General features: G+C 51.9%; 18 protein-coding genes. 7 read left to right on the forward strand and 11 right to left on the reverse strand.

Annotation, left to right across the window (positions count from 1 at the left end; translation table 11 throughout):
- Positions 1-6 precede the first annotated feature (6 nt).
- Positions 7-1,656 (reverse strand): dynamin family protein, encoded by a 1,650-nt coding sequence (locus tag BN3772_RS00180; RefSeq protein ID WP_052380305.1) that lies wholly within the window; start codon positions 1,654-1,656, stop codon positions 7-9.
- 393 nt (positions 1,657-2,049) lie between these two features.
- On the opposite strand from BN3772_RS00180, the gene BN3772_RS00185 reads away from it, so the two are divergent.
- Positions 2,050-2,403 carry a PadR family transcriptional regulator gene (locus BN3772_RS00185; RefSeq protein WP_042195422.1) on the forward strand — a complete coding sequence of 118 codons (354 nt, stop codon included), beginning with the start codon at positions 2,050-2,052 and terminating at the stop codon, positions 2,401-2,403.
- Entirely contained in the window at positions 2,390-2,944 is a 555-nt protein-coding gene (locus BN3772_RS00190; RefSeq protein ID WP_052380306.1) for a DUF2812 domain-containing protein, read from the forward strand. The genes BN3772_RS00185 and BN3772_RS00190 overlap by 14 nt, the downstream gene beginning before the upstream one ends.
- A 148-nt stretch (positions 2,945-3,092) precedes the next feature.
- Here BN3772_RS00190 and BN3772_RS00195 read toward each other — a convergent pair whose 3' ends face one another.
- The 9 genes from BN3772_RS00195 to leuC all read right to left on the reverse strand — a co-directional run bounded on the left by BN3772_RS00195 (position 3,093) and on the right by leuC (position 13,770).
- Positions 3,093-3,488 carry a hypothetical protein gene (locus tag BN3772_RS00195; protein ID WP_042195425.1) on the reverse strand — a complete coding sequence of 132 codons (396 nt, stop codon included), beginning with the start codon at positions 3,486-3,488 and terminating at the stop codon, positions 3,093-3,095.
- An 81-nt stretch (positions 3,489-3,569) separates the two neighbouring features.
- On the reverse strand, positions 3,570-3,836 hold the full coding sequence (locus tag BN3772_RS00200; RefSeq protein ID WP_042178089.1) for a hypothetical protein: 267 nt from the start codon (positions 3,834-3,836) through the stop codon (positions 3,570-3,572).
- A gap of 2 nt (positions 3,837-3,838) precedes the next feature.
- Positions 3,839-4,549: an endonuclease III gene (gene nth / locus BN3772_RS00205; protein ID WP_042195427.1), complete on the reverse strand. Its 711-nt coding sequence runs from the start codon at positions 4,547-4,549 to the stop codon at positions 3,839-3,841.
- 190 nt (positions 4,550-4,739) lie between these two features.
- Complete coding sequence (locus BN3772_RS00210; protein ID WP_042195430.1) at positions 4,740-7,490, reverse strand: S-layer homology domain-containing protein; 2,751 nt, start codon at positions 7,488-7,490, stop codon at positions 4,740-4,742.
- Between the two features lie 82 nt (positions 7,491-7,572).
- Complete coding sequence (locus BN3772_RS00215; RefSeq protein WP_042195453.1) at positions 7,573-8,226, reverse strand: GerMN domain-containing protein; 654 nt, start codon at positions 8,224-8,226, stop codon at positions 7,573-7,575.
- Positions 8,227-8,334: 108 nt separating this feature from the next.
- Entirely contained in the window at positions 8,335-9,762 is a 1,428-nt protein-coding gene (locus BN3772_RS00220; RefSeq protein WP_042195432.1) for an N-acetylmuramoyl-L-alanine amidase, read from the reverse strand.
- 162 nt (positions 9,763-9,924) lie between these two features.
- Entirely contained in the window at positions 9,925-11,517 is a 1,593-nt protein-coding gene (locus BN3772_RS00225) for an N-acetylmuramoyl-L-alanine amidase family protein (protein WP_042195434.1), read from the reverse strand.
- A gap of 189 nt (positions 11,518-11,706) precedes the next feature.
- A complete protein-coding gene (gene leuD / locus BN3772_RS00230) occupies positions 11,707-12,312 on the reverse strand; it encodes a 3-isopropylmalate dehydratase small subunit (protein ID WP_042195436.1) in 606 nt (201 codons plus the stop codon).
- Positions 12,313-12,345: 33 nt separating this feature from the next.
- Positions 12,346-13,770 carry a 3-isopropylmalate dehydratase large subunit gene (gene leuC, locus BN3772_RS00235; RefSeq protein ID WP_042195438.1) on the reverse strand — a complete coding sequence of 475 codons (1,425 nt, stop codon included), beginning with the start codon at positions 13,768-13,770 and terminating at the stop codon, positions 12,346-12,348.
- Between the two features lie 218 nt (positions 13,771-13,988).
- On the opposite strand from leuC, the gene BN3772_RS00240 reads away from it, so the two are divergent.
- Positions 13,989-14,549 carry a hypothetical protein gene (locus BN3772_RS00240; RefSeq protein WP_052380309.1) on the forward strand — a complete coding sequence of 187 codons (561 nt, stop codon included), beginning with the start codon at positions 13,989-13,991 and terminating at the stop codon, positions 14,547-14,549.
- 99 nt (positions 14,550-14,648) lie between these two features.
- Positions 14,649-15,560: a LysR family transcriptional regulator gene (locus BN3772_RS00245; RefSeq protein ID WP_042195440.1), complete on the forward strand. Its 912-nt coding sequence runs from the start codon at positions 14,649-14,651 to the stop codon at positions 15,558-15,560.
- Positions 15,561-15,708: 148 nt separating this feature from the next.
- Here the strand turns inward: BN3772_RS00245 and BN3772_RS00250 are convergent, their stop codons facing one another.
- The gene (locus tag BN3772_RS00250; RefSeq protein ID WP_042195443.1) at positions 15,709-15,906 is read right to left on the reverse strand and encodes a hypothetical protein; all 198 of its coding nucleotides are present in this window, start codon (positions 15,904-15,906) and stop codon (positions 15,709-15,711) included.
- A gap of 437 nt (positions 15,907-16,343) precedes the next feature.
- Here BN3772_RS00250 and proB point away from each other — a divergent pair, with 437 nt between their 5' ends.
- From proB to proC, 3 genes are all read left to right on the forward strand, one after another.
- A complete protein-coding gene (gene proB, locus BN3772_RS00255) occupies positions 16,344-17,447 on the forward strand; it encodes a glutamate 5-kinase (RefSeq protein WP_042178113.1) in 1,104 nt (367 codons plus the stop codon).
- A gap of 83 nt (positions 17,448-17,530) precedes the next feature.
- On the forward strand, positions 17,531-18,778 hold the full coding sequence (locus tag BN3772_RS00260) for a glutamate-5-semialdehyde dehydrogenase (RefSeq protein WP_042195446.1): 1,248 nt from the start codon (positions 17,531-17,533) through the stop codon (positions 18,776-18,778).
- Between the two features lie 175 nt (positions 18,779-18,953).
- Positions 18,954-19,829, forward strand: coding sequence for a pyrroline-5-carboxylate reductase (gene proC, locus BN3772_RS00265; RefSeq protein ID WP_042195448.1), 876 nt, complete (start codon positions 18,954-18,956; stop codon positions 19,827-19,829).
- The last annotated feature ends 149 nt before the right edge of the window (positions 19,830-19,978 follow it).

Here is a 19,978-nt window from a genome sequence, read left to right on the forward strand (position 1 = left end):
TTGCCCTCACCTCCGGCAGGGAGCCGGGGGTGAGGGCGCGGCGCTGCGGCAGCAGCGCCGCAAGCACTTGACCGCCCGGGCGTCGGCCGCGCGGTCAAGTGCCGCAAGCGCAGCGGCGGCATCCGCCTTGCGCAGCAGGGCGGCTTCGCGGCGCGCGAGGGCACCGCGCCGCTCCCCGATGAGCGGCGGCAGCTTCGCCAGCAGCTCATCGCCGCCGGCGAGCACAGCGCGGCGGTACTGTGCTTTGATCTCTGCCGCAAGCGTGCGGCAGAGATTGAGCAGCGCCTCGCCGCTGCCGGACGTTCCCGGCTTCACCTGGCCCGCGAGCCACTCGCGGGTCACCGCCGGGAAGCTGTCCTTCAGCCGGGCCTCCGCCCCGTCCTCCCAGAGGTCCAGGCCTTCGGCCCATTCACGCACCGCCTGCAGAAGGTGCCAGTCCAGCTGGCCGGAGATTTCCCGGCTCTGCAGCCCCTGCCAGGCATCAAGGCGCTTCTCCTGTTCCTTCTCCCGCTTGGCCGCCGTGAACAGCAGCCCGCGCCGGAAGCCGGGCGCAAGGCTCTCCACATAAGCTCCGGCTGCCTCCCTGACATCCGCAGGCATCAGATTACTGTTGGCCAGCAGAGCATCGAGCCTGCTGCGCAGAAGATGACGCGACGCTTCCGTCAGGCCGGCAAGAGTGTCCTGTTCCCCGGCTAAAGCCTCTAGCAGAGCCTTTATTTGGGCTGCATCCGCCCCCTCTGTCTCTTCCTCCAGCCGTTCCCTTTGTTCACTCTGCTCTTCCGCATATGCAGTTACCAGTGTATCTGCAAGATGATGGGCTGACCTGGACAGGCTATATTCAAGCAGCTCCTCCCGCCGCTCCAGCAGTGCGGCAATCAGCGCCAGCAGCTCCTTCCACTGATTAAGCGGATGGTCCTCCGCCTTTAGGGAAGTAAACAGCAGCCCGGCGGCCTGAATGCCCCAAGCATCGAAAGCGCTTTCCAATTGCTGTCTGTATTCCTTAATCGTAATTTCCCGCTCACGGTGCTTGTCGATCTGATTGACTATGAGATACAGCGGCTTGCCCCAGTCACTGAGATTCTTGGCAAAGGCCAGATTATTCTCTGACTGCACATGGTTATAATCCATCACATAGAACACCACATCAGCCAGATGCAGAGCCGAACGGGTCGCCGCCTGATGGCCGTCATCAGTTGAATCAACTCCCGGTGTATCCAACAGCACACCGTGCGCTCCAAGCACAGGAACCTGTTCCCACACTTCGATTGATGAATACCCCCCGCCGTTACGGCAATATTCCTGCAGCTGCTCAGGCGTAGTCTCCCAGGGGATGACCGGAATATCCTGCTTCTCCGGCACCGGATACAGCACTACACGCGGCTCTCCGCAGCGGATGGATACCACATTTGCACTGGTTGGAACAGGACCCGAAGGCAGCACATCGCTGCCGCAGAGCTTGTTGATCATGCTGGATTTACCCGCAGAGAAATGCCCGCAAAAAGCCAGTGTAAGTTCACCCTTCTGCCGCTTCACCTGCAAATCCCCGATTACACGGGCCGTCTCCTGCTCATCCCACTGCTCCATCAGCTCTTGTAAAGATGATAGCGATAAATCCTTTATCTGTTGCTGCTCCAGCTTCGTCTGTTCTGCCCGCACAAGCCCACCTCCGCCGTATCCCTAGATATTTCTTCAGTCTTATAACTATGTACTTAGATCATTTCATGTCCATTAAAGGGAAATAACCGCTTTCAAGCCTTCAGATCTCTGCAATGTGCAATGTTTTAAAATCTGCTATTTAAAATTTAACACGCCAAAGATTATTTACATTTTATCACCAGTCTGCCATAAATCAAATCATCATCTTTTACAAAATCAGCTATAATCCTCCACAAAATCTCCGTTGCCTAAGTTATTACTTTAAAACACATAGCAGCAGCATTTCCGCTTGACAATGTTATTTTATGGAATTATTATATCCATATAAGATATATCAAGAATGGATATATCCAATCGAGATATATTATTCCCCCATAAAAAAGAGGTGAAACAGTGTCCAGAGCCAATTCCTTGCAGACAGAGCAATTAACAGACTCAGCCTATTACATTCTTTTAGCCTTAATTGTCCCCCGGCACGGCTATGCCATTATGAAGTATATTGAAGAGCTGACAGATGGAGAAGTCAAGATCGGCCCCGCTACATTATATACACTTATCAAAAAGATGCAGAAGACCGGTTACATTTTACTGAACGAGGATGACGATGACCGGAGAAAAACCTACCAGCTGACCGCCAAGGGTGAATGGGTTATTACCGCTGAGATTGAACGGAGATTGAGAATGGCAAGGCACGGTAATGCTGCACTACATCTATCAAAGGAGGAAGCTTCACATGAAAAAGAATAGGTTGCAGACGAAGTATGTGCTTTCGATGGGGCTTGCTTTTGCTGAAGAGACAGATATGAGCAGGCTGAGCAGATTGTCTGCGCAAGGCTGGTTCCTGAATCACTTTACCCTGTTTGGTTTCGTTGTCCGCAAAGGGCCGGAGCATAAGCTCGATTACTGCCTCGATATACGGCAGCTGCAGCAGGCTGAAGAACAGGAGTACAGAAATCTGTTCACGGACAGCGGGTGGAGTTATGTATGCTCGTCAGGAGATCTCCACATGTTCTCGGCAGAACCGGGGACGCTTCCTATCCATACCGACCGTGAGAGCCTTTATGAGAAATATTGCGGAGTTGTACGCCAGAGCCGTACAGCAGCTCTTATAGCACTAATGCTGACACCAGGAGCTTTCACTTTACTGTACCTGTCTGCAACACAGTGGGAGAATATACTGATGCAGAACATTTCCTTTGTTGCCGTCACGCTCAGTGTGATGCTGCTTGTCCCTTCCATTATGGTCTATTTCGGCTTCCGCCGGCGTCTGAAGGCACACTCTTCCTGAACGTGATCAGCAAACGTACGTTATAACTAAACCGCCCGCTTTTCATCAACACTGCCGGATCGTTGTATTTCACACACTTATTTCTCCGTAAAAAGCGCAGTTTCGCCTTTTCTGCCGAATATAGCTGTACAAAGTGCAGTTATACCGTTTACTCAGGATCTGTTGCCTGCGCTGCGGAGAGATTATCAATGGCCTGAACAGCCAGCTCCAACGCCCGAAGCCTTCTTTCCAGCAGCGTCCTTTGCGGACTGCCGGCTTTGGATCTGGCATAGCTGCTTTCAACAGACAGAATTAATCCGGCCAGAACTTTACGGGCTTCAGCTGATTCTTCAGGGGTATAGGGATAAGGCTTTTTCTCCCATATCTGTTCAAGTACAGCTAAACCGGCGTTCACAGCCAGGAGCCGTTTTTTAACCAGGGTTGTGTTTGTACCTTTTTCAGTCATTTGGCTTAGAGCACTTTCCAGCTTGCGAATCGTTGACTGCAATGCTTGTAATGACTCAAGCTGCTCTACGTTAAATTTATTCACAGCTTCTTCTCCCATGATGGCGTCCCTCCTTTCCGGTAATCGGATATTCTTAAAAAGAGCCGGCCCCTGCGGGCCGGCTCTGCATATAAATCCATATTAAGCTGTTTCCAGAACCGGAAGCAGAATTTCGAATACTTTACCGTGCTGGAGAATAGTCAGACCGCGTGACTTGTCCTTCATAACGACAACCTCAGGCTTCTGGGACATACGCTCCAGGTAGTGCTCAGGCACATCTCCGGAATGGCTGATGGTGATGCCCTCTACTTCCTGCTCTTCATTTTCTTCAAGCGGACTTTCAACTACACGGTCAAAAATATCGGAGAAAGTCTCAAAATTATCGGTATACACAGAAATGCACTTCATCTCTATCCCATCCTCTTCTTCATCTCTAACTTCGTTTTTGCTCCCGCCACAGTCTTAGTTTTCCTGATTGCTGCGGTTTTCATACGTTTTTTACCTTCCCGGCATACGTCCAGCAGCGGACAAACCTGGCATGCCGGATTCTGTGCTTTGCAATGATAGCGTCCGAAAAAAATCAGCCGGTGATGCGTAAGGGTCCACTCCTCACGGGGCACCGCCTTCATCAGCTTCTTCTCCACTTCAAGCACGGAATCATCCCAGCCCGCCAGCGCCAGCCGTTTGGCTACACGCTCCACATGAGTATCAACGGCAATAGCCGGAACTCCGAACGCATTGGAGACTACGACATTGGCTGTCTTCCGCCCGACGCCCGGCAAGGTAACCAGCTGATCATGCGCCTCCGGCACTTCTCCGCCGTATTGCTCAATCAATATGGAGCACAGCTTCTGAATATGCTTGGCTTTGTTACGGAACAATCCGATGCGCCGGATATCATTCTCCAGCTCCTCTAAAGGAACCGAAACATAGTCCAGCGGGGATTGATACTTCTGAAACAGGTCCACTGTCACTTTATTTACTGTTGCGTCCGTACATTGGGCTGACAGCAATACCGCAATCGTCAGCTCGAAGGCGTTCTTGTGGTTCAGCTCACAATGCGCGTCAGGAAATAAGTCTCCAATAGTATCCAGAATGTGGCGGACCTCTGCTGCTTTCATAGCGTCCCCTCCACGGAGTATTTACACTCGGAGATATTCATACGAGCGTACCTTCTCATAATCTGCAGAAATATAAGGATACATTCAGTGAAAAGCATACCTAATTCTTATATTTCAAAAAAAACGTCCTGACGCAGTCGGTCTTTCCTCTGCGTCAAGACGGTGTTTCACACGGAAATCCACCATAACATTATTGTTTCGCAATTTCAACTACAACATCGTTATTAAAATACAATATAATATTATCATTTTCTTTGAGAGATTGCACGGATAAAGTCGTGTCACCTTGATGAATATATACATTAGGCGCCAGTACATAACGGTAAGGATCGTTAAGATTAGAGCGTTTGACCTGCAGCTCGTTACTGCCCGCTTCTATCCGGGAGAACACCTTGCTGAGCTGCGTCAGCACACGGACCAGAATAACGCCGTCCGAATCCTTTCGCACCTCCACCCGGTCAGCTGTTGTTACACTGGCAAGTGATGTATTCGTAACACCGTCACGTACTACTCTGACACCGCCGGCAGCCGCAAAGGTCTGAGAGGTTCCGGTATAATCCTTAACAGTGAGCGTCGCTGCTGCGGCATCTACCGCTGCTACCTGACCGCTGCTTACCTTAACCGCCTGTATGGAGGTTGGTGAGCTGCCGTCCAATTTCACATTGATAAAGCCGCCTACCTTCAGGTCACTGATTGTAATTGTCTGACCGGCATCATTCGTCATCGGAATGGTCAGGGTATACAGCTCAGTGGTGCCGCCAGACCATTTTACACCCATCTTATTCGCAGCACTGTTCAGGCTGGTAATTTCAAGCTGGACTGCGCTATGGACACGCAACACAGAGATAACATCCTGATTACCGGCTAGTACAGCTGTAACCTGGCTGTTAACTGCCACATCCGCCATACTGGCCGCCGCTTTGCCGAAATAATCCACAGTCAAAGGATAAGGCAATGTCATTGACTGGCCGTTAGTCAGCTTCAAGACAAGTGTCCGGGCTGTAGCGTTCAGAGATGCCACAGTTCCGCTGTACCTGGTTGTACTTTCTACAGACAAGGCACGGTCTCCGACAGAGTTAACATCCACCTTACGACCTTCTGTTAATCTTGAGGCTATACCGGCAAGCGTAGGTGAGGCTGCGCCGTCATAAGCAAGCTTTGTGCTGGCATTAAGCAGCACTACATGAGCTTTATTACTGCTGTCCGTGAAGGTAAGCAGCTGTGTTTTGGTATTATAAGCGACAACCGTTGCCCCGGTATACTGCTCGATCTGGCGGCTCGTCACTTCAATTTTTGTAACCTGGTCGCTGCTGTTCAGTGTAAGCTGAACATTGTCGCCGCCAACCGTATCGGCAATCAGATCGGCTGCAGCCGGATTCGTTACATTAGGAATAACAATGGCCGGGGAAGCGGCAAGCAGCTTGACTTCGCGGGTACCGTCGGACTTTTTATATACAATGGTGGAATCTGTAAGCTCTACAATGTAACCTTGTACAGTCCGTTCAGTAGCAGAAGTAACCTCAACCGAAGTGAGTATGTTATTTCTTACCGTATAATTCACAGCCGAATTGGTTCTGAGATCAGCAGGCTGTAATACGGCATTCTGTGAGCTGAACAGCGTGGTTCCATCCTCCCAGCTGAAGCTCTCTATGGTACCAGCAGCATTTTTGAACGTGATTTTTTTGCCTGCCGCATCGATACTTTGAATCGTTCCGGAAGCTGTCTTGTTTACAATTCCGGAAGTCACCTGCAGCTTAACTACCTTACGGGTACCGCTGTAGGTCTCGCGTGTCAGCTTGATCTTACTGCCAGCAGTAACCGCGGAAGCATTAATGACAGCATCATTGACGTCAGCAAAAACTGTATTCTCATCATAGCTGTATTGATCATACCCGGACGGGGAATCGATCCAGATCACGCCCGGTGTAACTTTGGCAAAGGTTCCTTCAACACTTTCAATCTGCTGCACCGGGTCTGTCAGCTCCACATATGCCGCGTTGTAGGTCGCCCCGATAACCGTTACCTTAGTATACGGCTGAATTTCATTCAGGCTGATTCTGGTTTCAGATGCACTTGTAAAATAAGCCGTCGCCGCCGTCAGATTGTAAGTGGAGTTCGAGCCGCCTCTGTATAGTGTAAGCTTTCCGTCCTTCAATGCACTTACCGTCCCGGATACCGTATTGTCAGGCTGGACTGTGCTGTGAGCTTCAGCCCGGCTGAAAAAGGTAGCCAGTTGTGCACGGGTTACCGCACCCTGCGGATCAAAGCGGTTGCCGTCCAGTCCGTTAGCCAGTCCTAGATCTACCGCTGCATTAATATAACCGCGCTTATTGGCGGACACCTTCGAATCATCAGCAAATCCGGTTGTTTCTCCTGCGGCAGCCGCTGCCTGCGAGGTTTTGCCCAAGGCCCTGATCAGCAGCTCGGCTACCCATTCCCGTGAAGCTTTACGCGCTCCCCAGGAGGTCTTCAGGTTATCTGCAGCCATTTCAGCCGTCTTGTCCAGCAGACCTGACTGGAATGCAAGCACTACATAAGGCTTGTAGTAATTATTAACTTCAAAATTGGTTGGAAGTACTACATCTGTAGCACTATCTACGCTGTCCTGTAATTTCATGAAGCGCAGCGCCATCAGGACTGCTTCCTGCTGGGTAACAGAGTCTCCCGGGCGGAAGAGCCCGTTATTGCCGACTACGATTCCCTGGGAAGCCAGCTTGTAGATATGCTTTTCGGCCCAGAAGCCGGTCTTCACATCGCTGAAAATGCTGCTTGCCGCTGCTGCGGCTTGCGTTGTTGTAGTTGAAGTAGCGGACGGAGTAGCAGCAGTTTCGGCAAATGCCGTACCTGCTCCGCCAAACGCGATAGCGCCGGCCAGCACGGCAGAAGCCGCCTGGGTAGAATAAGCTCTAAGAGTATGTTTTGATCTTTTTTGACCGGACAATGCGTTATTCCCCTCTCTATTTCCCAAATATTATTCAGTTAGTGATTCGCCAGCGTTCGCAATCTTTCCTGCTTCAAAGGGCTTACAGCCCGCTGTTCTCTCTAGTTATCGGGTGCTCCAGATCCACATGTCCCATCAGGCTCTCCACCTGCTCACCGTCAACAAGCAGCTCAATTGAGCTCACTTCACTGAACTGGAAGAAGGTCTTTGCCAAAGAACTGACAGCCATTGCTTCGCCGCCAGCGCCAAGCTGTGCTTCAACCGGCTTGTGAACATCCAGCGTAACCTGGCCGTCTTTGAACTCAAGCGATTTCAGCTCAATGCCGCCCCAGAGCGTTACCTGATCCGCAGTGCTGCTGGTTTGCAGCGCCTTGAAGCTTTCTGTGTACTTCTCAGTCTCGTTGCCGAAGCTGATCGTAACTGTTGCCGGGACAAGGTCCAGCTGCTGCGGGTCGGTAAAGTATACTTCAATGCTCTGGCTCTGCTTCTCCGGCTTGGCCGGTTCAGCGGTTGCAGCCGGAGAAGGACTTGGTTCAGCCTGCGGTGCGACCGATGGTGTAACCGTTCCTTCTGCCCCGTCAGCTCCGTTACCGGCCGTTCCTTCCGCTCCGCTTACAGCTGCAGTGCTGCTCGGCGCAGCCTCAGCTGCCGGCGCTGCAGTCGGTTTATCTCCGCAGCCGGCAATTACCATCAGAAGCACAGCCGAAACTGCTGTATACGTTAATTTCTTGTTCAACATCATTACCCCCTTTAGATGAATATGGGCAGACAGGACAGCAAAGCCTGTTCAGCCCGCCTCTTCCGGCCGGACAAGACTTTGCGGCCCGTATCTGCCGCGTAGCTGCTATTTCAATCCGAGATATTCCTTAATGCCGCTGACAATGCCAGCCGCTATCTTATTCTGCAGTGATTCTGTGAACAGCGCCGATTCGTCGCCTTTGTTGCTCAGATATCCTGCTTCAAGAAGCACCGCCGGCATCTTCGTTTCACGGATGACGTGGAAATTCCCATACCGTACACCGCGGTCGCTAAGCCCTGTAGCCTGTACAAGATACTTATGCATCACATTTGCCAGCGCCTTGCTGGATTCTCTCTGGTAATATGTTTCGGTGCCGCTTGCAGAAGATGAATTACTGCTGTTCGCGTGTACAGAGATAAACAAATCTGCATTAAGGTTGTTAGCAATTGCTGCACGGTCCTTCAATTCAAGGAAGGTGTCATCGCTGCGTGTCAGCACTACGTCAATGTTATTTTCTTTTTTCAGCAGCTCGGCTGTTTTAAGCACGATAGCCAGATTGAAGTTTTTTTCGTATTTGCCGGTCACTCCGACAGCCCCCGAATCCTTGGCTCCGTGTCCGGCATCCAGAACAACCAGCTTCCGGCCGTTGTTACCTGGCTGGGTTGACGGATTGTCAGTAACAACTGCATTCAGATCAACAACAACCAGCCTCGAGGTATCGCCTGAAACCTCAACCGAATAATTCTTGGAGCTGGTCGTATCAATTACAAAACGCACTGTATAAGGGCTTGTACTGTACAGCGAATAACGCACTGCAGTAACATCCGGATAACCTGTCACGGCAAGACTGCCGTTAAGGTTCGGGTCCAGTACCTGCCCGGTTCCGAACAGATCGGAGAAGGTCGCGTTTTCCAGATCAATTACAATCCGGTCCGGTCCGCCCACCTTGGATACCTTAGGTACCGCATTTCCCTCCATGGCTATGGTCAGCCGGTTCTCATTGAAGCTGATTCCGTTCACCATTGTCAGGTTCTTCGCAGGTTCAGTAGGGGGAACAACTACAGTTGAGCCGCCCTCAGAGCCGGTGTTATTTCCGCCGGTTTCAGGGGTAATAAGGGTTACAGTCTTCTGTGTGTTGTCCCAGCTGACAGTCAGCCCGAACTGCTCACTTATAAACCGGATAGGCACCAGGGTGGTACCGTTACGGTTAAGCGGGGCGTTAGCGAGAACAACAGTCTTATCATCCACAGAAGCCGCAGTCTGGTCTATAACCAGCTTAATGGTTGTCAGCTGCTGGCTGATTGTAACCGTCTTGCTGCTCTGATCCCAGTCCACCTTGTAGCCGAGGTTTTCGGAGATCATTCTCAGCGGCACCATTACGGAACCGCCCACATTCTCGACCGGAGCATTCTGACCAGCAGTCAGTTCCTTTCCGTCGAGAAAAATCTTGTTGTTTGCGGCAGCAGCCTGTCCATGCTCCGGCAACACCAGTACAAAGAGCATCAGCAACAGCGTAAAAGCAAATTTCTTCATCTTTCACCTCTAAGAATCTAGTATTCCGCCAGATAATGGCGTTCATGATGACCTGGCCACTGACAACCTTCGACAATGATTAGACGCCCCGGCAGCTCAAAAGTTGCGAATTAATTCCAGATTACGTCCGTTTTCCTCCCAAACTGTCAAGCAAATCTTCCTTTACAGCCCGAGATATTCATAGATTCCGGCAACAAGCTCTTTTGCCAGATTATTTTGCAGCGTCTCAGTATACATGGCAGCTTCATTTCCGGGATTGGTCAGATAACCGATCTCCAGGAGTACCGCAGGCATGGTAGTCTCACGGGTAACATGAAGGCTTTTACTGCGGACCCCGTTATCCTTGAAGCCGGTTCCTGCTACCAGATGCTTATGCAGAATCTGGGCCAGCGGCAGGCTCTCGGTACGCGAATAATAGGTTTCACTCCCGTTAATCTTCTCCCGGTTGGGATAGGTTACATCAAGGGAGTTGCCATGAAACGATATGAACAGACTGGCCCTGGCGGCCTCGGCAATCTTCACCCGGTCCGCAAGTCCAAGAGTAAGGTCGGTAGTCCGTGTATATACAACTTCTACTTTTCCGTCCTGGGCAAGCAGTGCGCCGACTTTGTTCGCAACTGCAAAATTAACATCCTTCTCCAGCTTACCGTTAGGGCTTACTGCTCCAGGCTGCTTACCGCCGTGTCCGGCATCCAGTACCACGACAGGTTTGCCTAAGCTTCCCGTACCGGAAGCCGGGCTGGTTCCGCTGTTTACCGCATTCAGATCAATCGTTACAAGCCCGGTAGTATCATCTGTGCTCAGCTGATACGGCTGATTTCCGGCTGTCTGGATGACAAACCGGACAGTCGAAGGACTGGTGCTGAACAGCGCATATCTTACCTCTGTAACGAGCGGATACCCGGTGACATCAAGCTTGCCCTGCGGCGTACCGTTCGGTGCAACGCCTGGCAGGCTGCCTACGAAATCAGCAGCAAAGGATGCACCGGCAAAATCCACAATAATTCTGTCCGGGCCGCTGAGCCTTGACACCGAAGGCTTCGCGCCTCCAGCTGCGGCTACAATCAGGCGGTTCTCACTGAATACCGCACCCAATACCTGCTGTGTAACAGCTACATTTCCGGCGCTGCCGGGAATTGGGGTCGAGGCCGGACCGGCAGTAATGTCATCATCCTGTCCTGTTGCCGCTGTCGGGGCAGGGACAGCAGACGGTGAAGCTGCCGGCTGAGGAGTTGCTGTTGCTATAGGCTGAGGAGCAGCTGTCACCGCCGGGAGCGGGTCTGCGGACGGCACGCTGCTCCCGGCCTCTCCGCCGCTCAGATAGACGGTTTTATCACTGTTATCCCAGCCCACCTTCAAGCCGAATTGCTCACTGACGAAGCGGATCGGTACAAGCACCGTTCCCCCGTTCTGTTTGGGAGCCGCATTAAGCGTCAGGGTCACTCCGTCAGCTTCTGCAGTTTTGCTGCCGACGGCCAGCTGAACGGTCTTGCCGTCCTGCTGTACGGTCACCTTCTTCGACTTCTGCTCCCACAGCACCTCGAATCCCAGATTTTCGACAACGACCCGGATCGGAATCATAACGCTTCCATTTACGTTTTCAAGCCTGATTCCCTGAGGCAGCGACAGCTCCTGATTGTCCATAATGATCCTGCCGGCTCCGCTGCCGGCTGCGGCAGCTTCCCGGCCGGCGAAGGACAGCAGAAGCAATGGCAGCAGCAATAGTAATAATACACGTTGTCCGGCTTTTCTCATCCCTTACTCTCCCTTTTGGCAAATAATAGTTACTACTAAAAACACAGATAAAGATTAGACGACAGAAATCCCCAAAAGTTGCCTGCACAGGCAATGAATATATCGATTATAGCAAAAAAACTTCTATCTCCGGTACACGGAAATAGAAGTTTTGTGTAAAATTTGTAAAGTTTAAGGATTCTGCTGTCTTTATCTGGCGAACAGCTTGGCCGCATGACGTTCTTCATACGCTGAGATCTCATCGGCATGCTTGAGGGTCAGCCCGATGTCATCCAGACCCTGGAGGAGGAACTGGCGGCGGTGCTCATCAAGCTCGAAGCTGATGCTCAGTCCGAAATCATCGCTCAGCGTGTTATTCTCCAGATCCACATTCAGCTTGTAGCCTTGGTGCTCTGCTGTGCGGATAAAGAGATCATCCACCTGGGCTTCTGTCAGCTTAATCGGCAGGATGCCGTTCTTGAAGCAGTTATTATAGAAAATGTCGGCATAGGACGGTGCAATAACTACTCTGAAGCCGTAATCCATAATAGCCCAAGGTGCATGCTCCCGGGAGGAGCCGCATCCGAAATTAGCGCGTGAGATCAGCACGGATGCTCCCTCGTAACGCGGCTTATTCATTTCAAAGGCAGGATTATCATTGCCTTCTTCATCAAAACGCCATTCGTAGAAGAGGAACTGGCCGAAGCCGGTCCGCTCAATCCGCTTCAGGAACTGCTTTGGAATAATAGCATCTGTATCAACATTTACCCGGTCAACCGGGGCAACAATTCCGTTTATTTTTTTGAAGGCTTCCATATTGTTATTTCCTCCCGCTCTCTCTCAAAGTTTCTATGCGTTGACGGCTTCCGTCTTGTAATTCCAGTCACGTACATCAGTAAACCGGCCTTTGATGGCAGCGGCAGCGGCCATTGCAGGCGATACAAGGTGCGTACGTCCTCCGCGTCCCTGGCGGCCTTCAAAGTTACGGTTAGAGGTCGAGGCACAGCGCTGTCCGGGCTGGAGAACGTCAGGGTTCATCGCCAGGCACATGCTGCAGCCCGCTTCACGCCATTCAAAGCCTGCTTCAGTGAATACTTTGTCGAGACCTTCCTTCTCCGCCTGCATTTTGACGCGTCCGGAGCCGGGAACTACAATTGCAGTAACTTTGTCAGATACCTTGTGGCCTTTGGCTACCTGTGCAGCAGCGCGCAGATCTTCAATCCGGCCGTTGGTGCAGGAGCCGATAAAGACATAATCAATGCCGATTTCGGATATCGGGGTGCCTGGTGCCAGATCCATATATTCAAGCGCCTTTTCAGCAGCTTTACGTTCATTTTCGGTTGTGAAATCCGCCGGATTAGGCACGCTTGAGCTGATGTCCGTACCCATACCCGGGCTTGTGCCCCAGGTTACCTGCGGGATCAATGTCTCAACATCGAACTCAACAACTGTGTCATATTGTGCGCCTTCATCGCTCACCAGTGTTCTCCATACAGCGACAGCAGCGTCAAAAGCTTCACCTTGGGGTACATATTCACGTCCGCGCAGATATTCGAAGGTTGTGTCATCCGGAGCAATCAGTCCTGCTCTCGCACCGCCTTCAATCGACATGTTGCAGACGGTCATGCGCTCTTCCATCGACAGCTCGCGGATTGCTTCGCCGGTGTACTCGATAACATATCCGGTTGCAAAGTCGGTGCCGTATTTGGCGATAACGCCGAGAATCATATCCTTGGCTGTAACGCCTGGATTGCGGCTGCCGGTAAAGCGGACTTCCATCGTCTTGGCTTTGGACTGCTGCAGACACTGTGTAGCGAGCACATGCTCAACTTCACTCGTACCGATACCGAAGGCCAGAGCACCGAAAGCACCGTGTGTCGAGGTGTGGCTGTCTCCGCAGACAATCGTTTTGCCCGGGTGGGTCAGGCCGATTTCCGGCCCCATAACGTGTACGACCCCTTGGTCAATATCATTCAGGTCAAACAGTCTGACGCCAAAATCGCGGCAGTTCTGCGACAATGTGTCAATCTGCTGCTTAGAGATCGGGTCCTTAATATTAAAACGGTCCTTAGTTGGAACATTGTGGTCCATCGTTGCAAAGGTAAGCTCCGGACGGCGGACCTTGCGGCCGCTCAGGCGGAGGCCTTCAAAAGCCTGCGGGGAAGTAACCTCATGCACCAGATGCAGATCGATATAAATGATGCTCGGCTTGCCTTCTTCAGAATGAATAACGTGATTGTCCCAGATTTTCTCAAACATTGTCTTGTTGCTCATGATTTCACCTCATTAGTAGAATCGTTCATTGGAAGAGAGCGTGGAGTCTCTCTTGAATGCTCTAAATATAACATCACCATGTTTATTATTCCAAGATATGATTTCTATAAAACTAATAGCCTGCGCTTATAAGCAGTTAAAGGGCACTTTTTGAATTCACTATCCATTCTGATAGAATTAGTTAACACATAACATTAGACAGATTTAGGAGGAAGGACATGAAGAAACCATTTTATAAGAGCTGGCTGTTCTGGGTGGTTGTAGTTCTCCTGGGGAGCATTGTCGGCCAGATTGCGGCAAGGAATAAACCGGATGACCTGACGGTTCCGTCTGCCACTCAGCAAGCACAGCATACAGCGGCTACTGATACTCCGGCAGATCAGGCGGCCGGCAACCCATCCGTCAGCTGGGAATCCGCAATTAAGCAGATCGCCCAGTCTGACACGGAATCCGCCCAAAAAGCCGACGCCGTTCTAGTCTTAGCTAACAATTACTCCCCTTCTCCCGAGGAATTGCAGGACTTTGAGTCCCAGATTGTAGAGGAGTATAATGCCGGTAATTATCTGGCGCATATTGAGGATGCCGAGTACATGCTGGTTAATCTTTTTAAAGCTGCTGTAGTTGAAAATATTCATTCTGACGGGGAACCGGTTAGGGCATTTGCTTCCGGCTTCTCACACAATATCTCGAATATCTTCCGCGGCACTGATACCGTTGAAGGCAATTCTGTAAAGGCCAATGAAGCAGAGATGGATAAAGCGCTTGCTGAAATGAAGTAAGAGACCTCCTTACGGGGTCTTCTTACTCCTACAGGTATATTAAAAAGACCACTTATAGGCTATACTTATAAGTATTATAAGTATACAAGGGGTACGATTATGGAATTAAGACAATTGCAGTACGCACTGCAAATAGCAGCGGAGCGCAACTTCTCGCGGGCCGCCGAGAAGCTGCATGTAGCCCAGCCTTCACTCAGCCAGCAGCTGTCCAAGCTGGAGAAGGAGCTCGGCGTAATGCTGTTTCAGCGCAACACAAGCTCAGTCGAGCTGACCCATGCCGGAGAGCGGTTTGTGGAGCAGGCAGAAGTGATTCTAAGTGCGGTTGAGCTGCTGCGCCAGGAGATGTCCGATATTTCACAGCTGCGTACAGGACGCGTCGTTGTCGGGAGCATGCCGATTACCGGCGCGCATCTTCTGCCCCATGTTCTGCCTGTATTCAAGCAGAATTACAGCGAGGTTGAGATTTCACTGCTTGAGGATTCTTCTATGAATCTTGAGAAGCTGACTGCAGGCGGCCAGACGGATCTCAGCCTGCTGTCCCTCCCGCTGGAAATTCCGACACTGGCTTATGAAGTGCTTGGAGAGGAACGGATTGACCTGGCTGTTCCGCCTGACCACCCGCTGGCGTCACGCAAAGCCGCAGGGATCCGGACATCACTTGAGGAGCTGAAGGACGAACCGTTCATCGTCCTGAAGGAAGGCCAGGGCTTCCGCAAAATGACCATGGAGCTCTGCCGGAAAGCCGGCTTTGAGCCGCAGGTTGTGTTCCAGAGCAACAATATGGAGACCATACAATCTCTGGTTGCAACAGGAATGGGCGTTACGCTGGTGCCCCATTTCATCGCCCGCGCACCGCGCAGCGAATTTGTTCCCGTCTACCTGCCTTTGGCTGAGCCGGTGCCAAGCCGCACGCTGGTCATTGCCTACCGCAGGGGCCGCCATTTATCCAAGGCTGCGGAGGTATTTATTGAAACGTTCAAAAATACGGTTGCCGGGCTTGCAGAAGTATAAAGCTCTTCAAGCTAAGACGGCGGACACGAGGAAAGGCTGCCGGACCTTCGCTCATCAGCGGAAGTCCGGCAGCCTTTGTGCTGTACATATATTCTTCTGGCACATTTACGTCAACCGGTTATTATCCTGGTCTGCACATACATCATCGTTACATCTGCCGGTTATGCTGGGTAATCATCCTGTTCTGGTTATCCGGCATACGGGCTGTGCTCTCATCAACCGGTCCTCTGGTTTTGGAGTCCGCTGCCCGTTCCTCAACAAAATCCCGGATGGCCTGATTCTGAAACTCCGCCGCCTCTTTGGCATTTTCCGTCTGTTCCTGCGCGACCTTGCTGTCTTTACTCAAGTGGATGCACCTCCTGGTAACAGATTAGTAATACTTTACCCGATCCGCCCGGAGATAAACATCATATTCCGCTGATGCGGCAACGCATAAAAATATTCCTGAGAACTCCCTTTGCAAACCGTACACTGCCATGGTATTCTAATTGTCAAATAGTGAAACGTGCAGACGGGACCAGTAAGAAATACTATATCCGTGAGCAGAGAGTAAATTCCGGAAGGCTGAGAGAATTTACCGCGGTTGATATTTCCGAAACCTACCCCCGAGCGGCCTGCCCCTGCAGGACGGATACTCCCGTTACGAGAATGAAGTCGGATGATCCCTCATCAATGAAGGTGGTACCGCGGAAGTTAACCATGCTTTCGTCCTTTGCGCAGTCTTAGGATGGGGGCTTTTTGTCGTTTTCTGTTGTTTACTTATAAAGGGGAAGTGAAGATAAAGTGGCGATACGTATTGTAGTCAAAATCGGCAGCAGCTCACTGACCGGACCTGAAGGCGGCTTAAACCGCGAAGCCGTAGCCTTCTTTGCCGCTGAGCTTGCCGCACTGCGGCAGGACGGCTGCGAGGTGCTGCTGGTAACCTCCGGGGCAGTGGCTGCCGGATTTCGCGGAATAGGTTATCCTTCCCGGCCGAAGCTGCTTCACGAGAAGCAGGCTGCCGCTGCAGTCGGACAGGTGATGCTGATGCAGGCGTATCAGGAGGCTTTTGCACAGCATGGCCTGCCTACCGCGCAAATCCTGCTGACCCGCACAGATTTCTGCAGCCGCCGGGCGATGAATAATGCCATGATGACAGTTGAGGAGCTGCTCAGACAGGGTGCCGTCCCGGTATTTAACGAAAATGATACGGTATCAGTCGATGAGCTCAAATTCGGGGATAATGATACCCTGTCGGCGCTGGTTGCCAATCTGCTCAAAGCCTCGCACCTTCTTGTGCTGACCGATATGGACGGACTGTACAGCGGAGACCCTCGTAAAAACCCTGAGGCCATCCGCTTCAGCCGAATACAGGAGATAACACCTGAAATTTATGCCTATGCAGGCGGAGCCGGCTCCAGTGTCGGCACTGGAGGAATGCGCTCCAAGATTGACGCCGCCAAAATTGCCACCCGCGGCGGTGTGCCGGTCTTCATTGGACGTGCATCCGAACCCGGAGATCTGGGGCTGGCTGCGGCAGGAAACGGAAAGGGCACTTATTTTGACACCACCCTCTCGTCCCTGCCGGTCAAAAAACAATGGCTCGGCTTTATGTCGACACCGCTCGGCTCCCTGTATGTGGATGAAGGAGCGGTCGAGGCCCTGCTGCACGGAGGACACAGCCTTCTGCCGGTCGGCGTCAAACGGATTGAGGGAAGCTTTCACTCCGGTGATGTCGTGGAGGTTCTTGGGCCGGACGGGGCCTTGCTGGGACGGGGAATCGTCAACTATGATGACGCCCAGCTTCGCAGTATACAGGGTCTGCCCAGCCGGGAGATTGTTCCAAGGCTCGGCGAAGTCCACCGGCTCGAGGTTATCCACCGGGATGAATGGATCACGCTGCGTTAGCCGGGCAGGCAGCACAATTCATAAAGCCGTCATCTGAATGAATGTGATTATTTAACATAGACCACTTTCCAGGAGGGAACATTATGAGTGAAGTTGTAAAAAAAGCATCGCTGGCAAAACAAACTACAGGAGTACTGGCAGGGCTAACTACAGATCAGAAGAATGAGGCTCTGCTTGCTATGGCTGCTGCACTGCGGCAGGAAGCTGAGTCAATAATTGCTGCTAATGCGGATGATCTGGAACGCGGGCGTAAGGCAGGAACTCCTGAATCCATGCTCGACCGTCTGGCTCTGGATGTCAGCCGGATCAACGGCATTGCGGAAGGCTTACAGCAGATTACCGATCTGCCCGATCCGATTGGAGATACACTCGAGGCCTTTGAGCGCCCGAACGGTTTATCCATCGAAAAAATCCGTGTTCCGCTCGGGGTCATCGGCATCATTTATGAGGCCCGCCCGAACGTGACGGTAGATGCTGCCGGACTTTGCCTAAAGACAGGCAATGCAGTAGTGCTGCGCGGCGGCTCCTCTGCCCTCTCCTCTAACCGCAGGATCGTTGAAGTACTGCACAAGGCACTGGCCCAAACCTCGTTACCCGCTGACGCCATCCAGCTGATTGAAGATCCGAACCGTTCTTCTGTTGACGAGATGCTGAAGCTTAACGGGCTGCTGGATGTAATCATTCCGCGCGGGGGCAGCTCCTTGATCCAAAACGTTGTGCTTAATGCCACTGTGCCAGTAATTGAAACCGGGGCAGGCATATGCCATACTTATCTGGATAAAGGCAGCGACCCTGAAATGGCCGAACAGATCAGCCTTAATGCCAAAGCCCAGCGTCCGTCCGTCTGTAACGCTATGGAAACCCTGCTCGTCCACCGTGACTTCGCCGCTGAGCATTTATCTGCGCTTGGAGAAGCCTTCCGCAAAGTAAATGTTGAGCTGCGCGGCTGTCCGGAAACAGTAGCCCTGATTCCTTGGGCAGTACCAGTAACCTTAGAGGATTTTGCAACCGAATATAATGATTACATTCTCAATATCCGGATCGTCAGCGGACTGGACGAGGCGCTGAGACACATTGACGAATATAGCACCAGGCATTCCGAATGTATTGTTACTGAAAATGCAGAGCACGCTGCCCGGTTCCTGCAGGAGGTAGATGCTGCAGCAGTGTACCATAATGCCTCAACCCGGTTCACCGACGGCTTTGAATTCGGCTTCGGCGCCGAAATCGGCATCAGCACCCAAAAGCTGCATGCGCGCGGACCTATGGGGCTGCCTGCACTCACTTCCTGCAAATATAAAATCCGCGGAACCGGCCAGATCCGGGGATAACCTTCAGTGAGGTTAAGCTCACAAAACTTAAGGCTATGCTTACAAAGCGAGTTTTGTACGCAGATCATTCAGTGAGGTTAAGCTCACAAAACTTAAGGCTATGCTTACGGAGCGAGTTTTGTACGCAGATTATTCAGTGAGGTTAAGCTCACAAAACTTTTAGGGGGACTCATACATGTGTCAGCAACCTTCCACTCCGCTTATCAAGGAACAGATTGTCTTTTACGGGGCAGGCTCGATGGCAGAGGCCATTGTACGGGGTATGATCGCCCGCAGCGTTATTGCCTCGGATAGCATCACTATGCTCAATCGCAGCAGCACTGAGCGGCTTGCCGAGCTGCGCAGCCGTTACGGCGTACAAGCCAGCAACGACCCGCAGCAAAAAACGGAGATCCTCAAGAATGCCCAGGTCATTGTCCTGGCAATGAAACCGAAGGATGCTGCTGAAGCACTACGCGGGCTTGCCCCTCTGCTGTCGCCGGAACAGATTATCGTGTCTGTCATTGCCGGAATTACTATCCGCACGATCCAGGGTCTGCTCGGCACACAACAGCCGGTCGTACGCACCATGCCGAACACCTCAAGCACAATCGGTCTCGGCGCGACAGGCATCGCCTTCTCCAAGGAAGTAGATGAATCCGGCCGCCGTCTGGGACTGAATATTTTTGAATCAGTCGGCATCACTTCCGTTATTGAAGAAGAACGGATGGAGATTCTCACGGGCATCTCCGGCAGCGGGCCTGCCTACATCTATTACATGATGGAAGCTATGACTGCCGCAGGCATCCGCGGCGGCTTGACGCCTGAGCAGAGCTCGGAGCTGACCGTACAAAGTGTACTGGGGGCGGCACGTATGGTGCAGCAGACCGGCGAAGATCCGGCATCCCTGCGCAAGAAGGTTACTTCACCTAACGGCTCCACCCAAGCGGCAATTGAAGCACTCGAAAAGGGTGATTTCTTCGAAACTGTCATCTCCGCAGTGAACCGCTGTGCTGAACGTTCCCGTGAGATGGGTGCAGCAGTTGAGAAAGAGCTGTTTAAGAACCAATAAGGCCCTCAACAGTTCATCATGCAGGCAATTTTCATCCGGCTGCGATATAGGCCGCACAACATTTTTCACCCGGCATATTTATCGGTCAGCCTGCAGCACCATCACATTCTTTTTTTAGTATAAGTGTATTTTGGAGTCAATTTCATAAT

It is taken from the genome of Paenibacillus camerounensis (assembly GCF_000723885.1).
GTDB lineage: Bacteria > Bacillota > Bacilli > Paenibacillales > Paenibacillaceae > Paenibacillus_AQ > Paenibacillus_AQ camerounensis.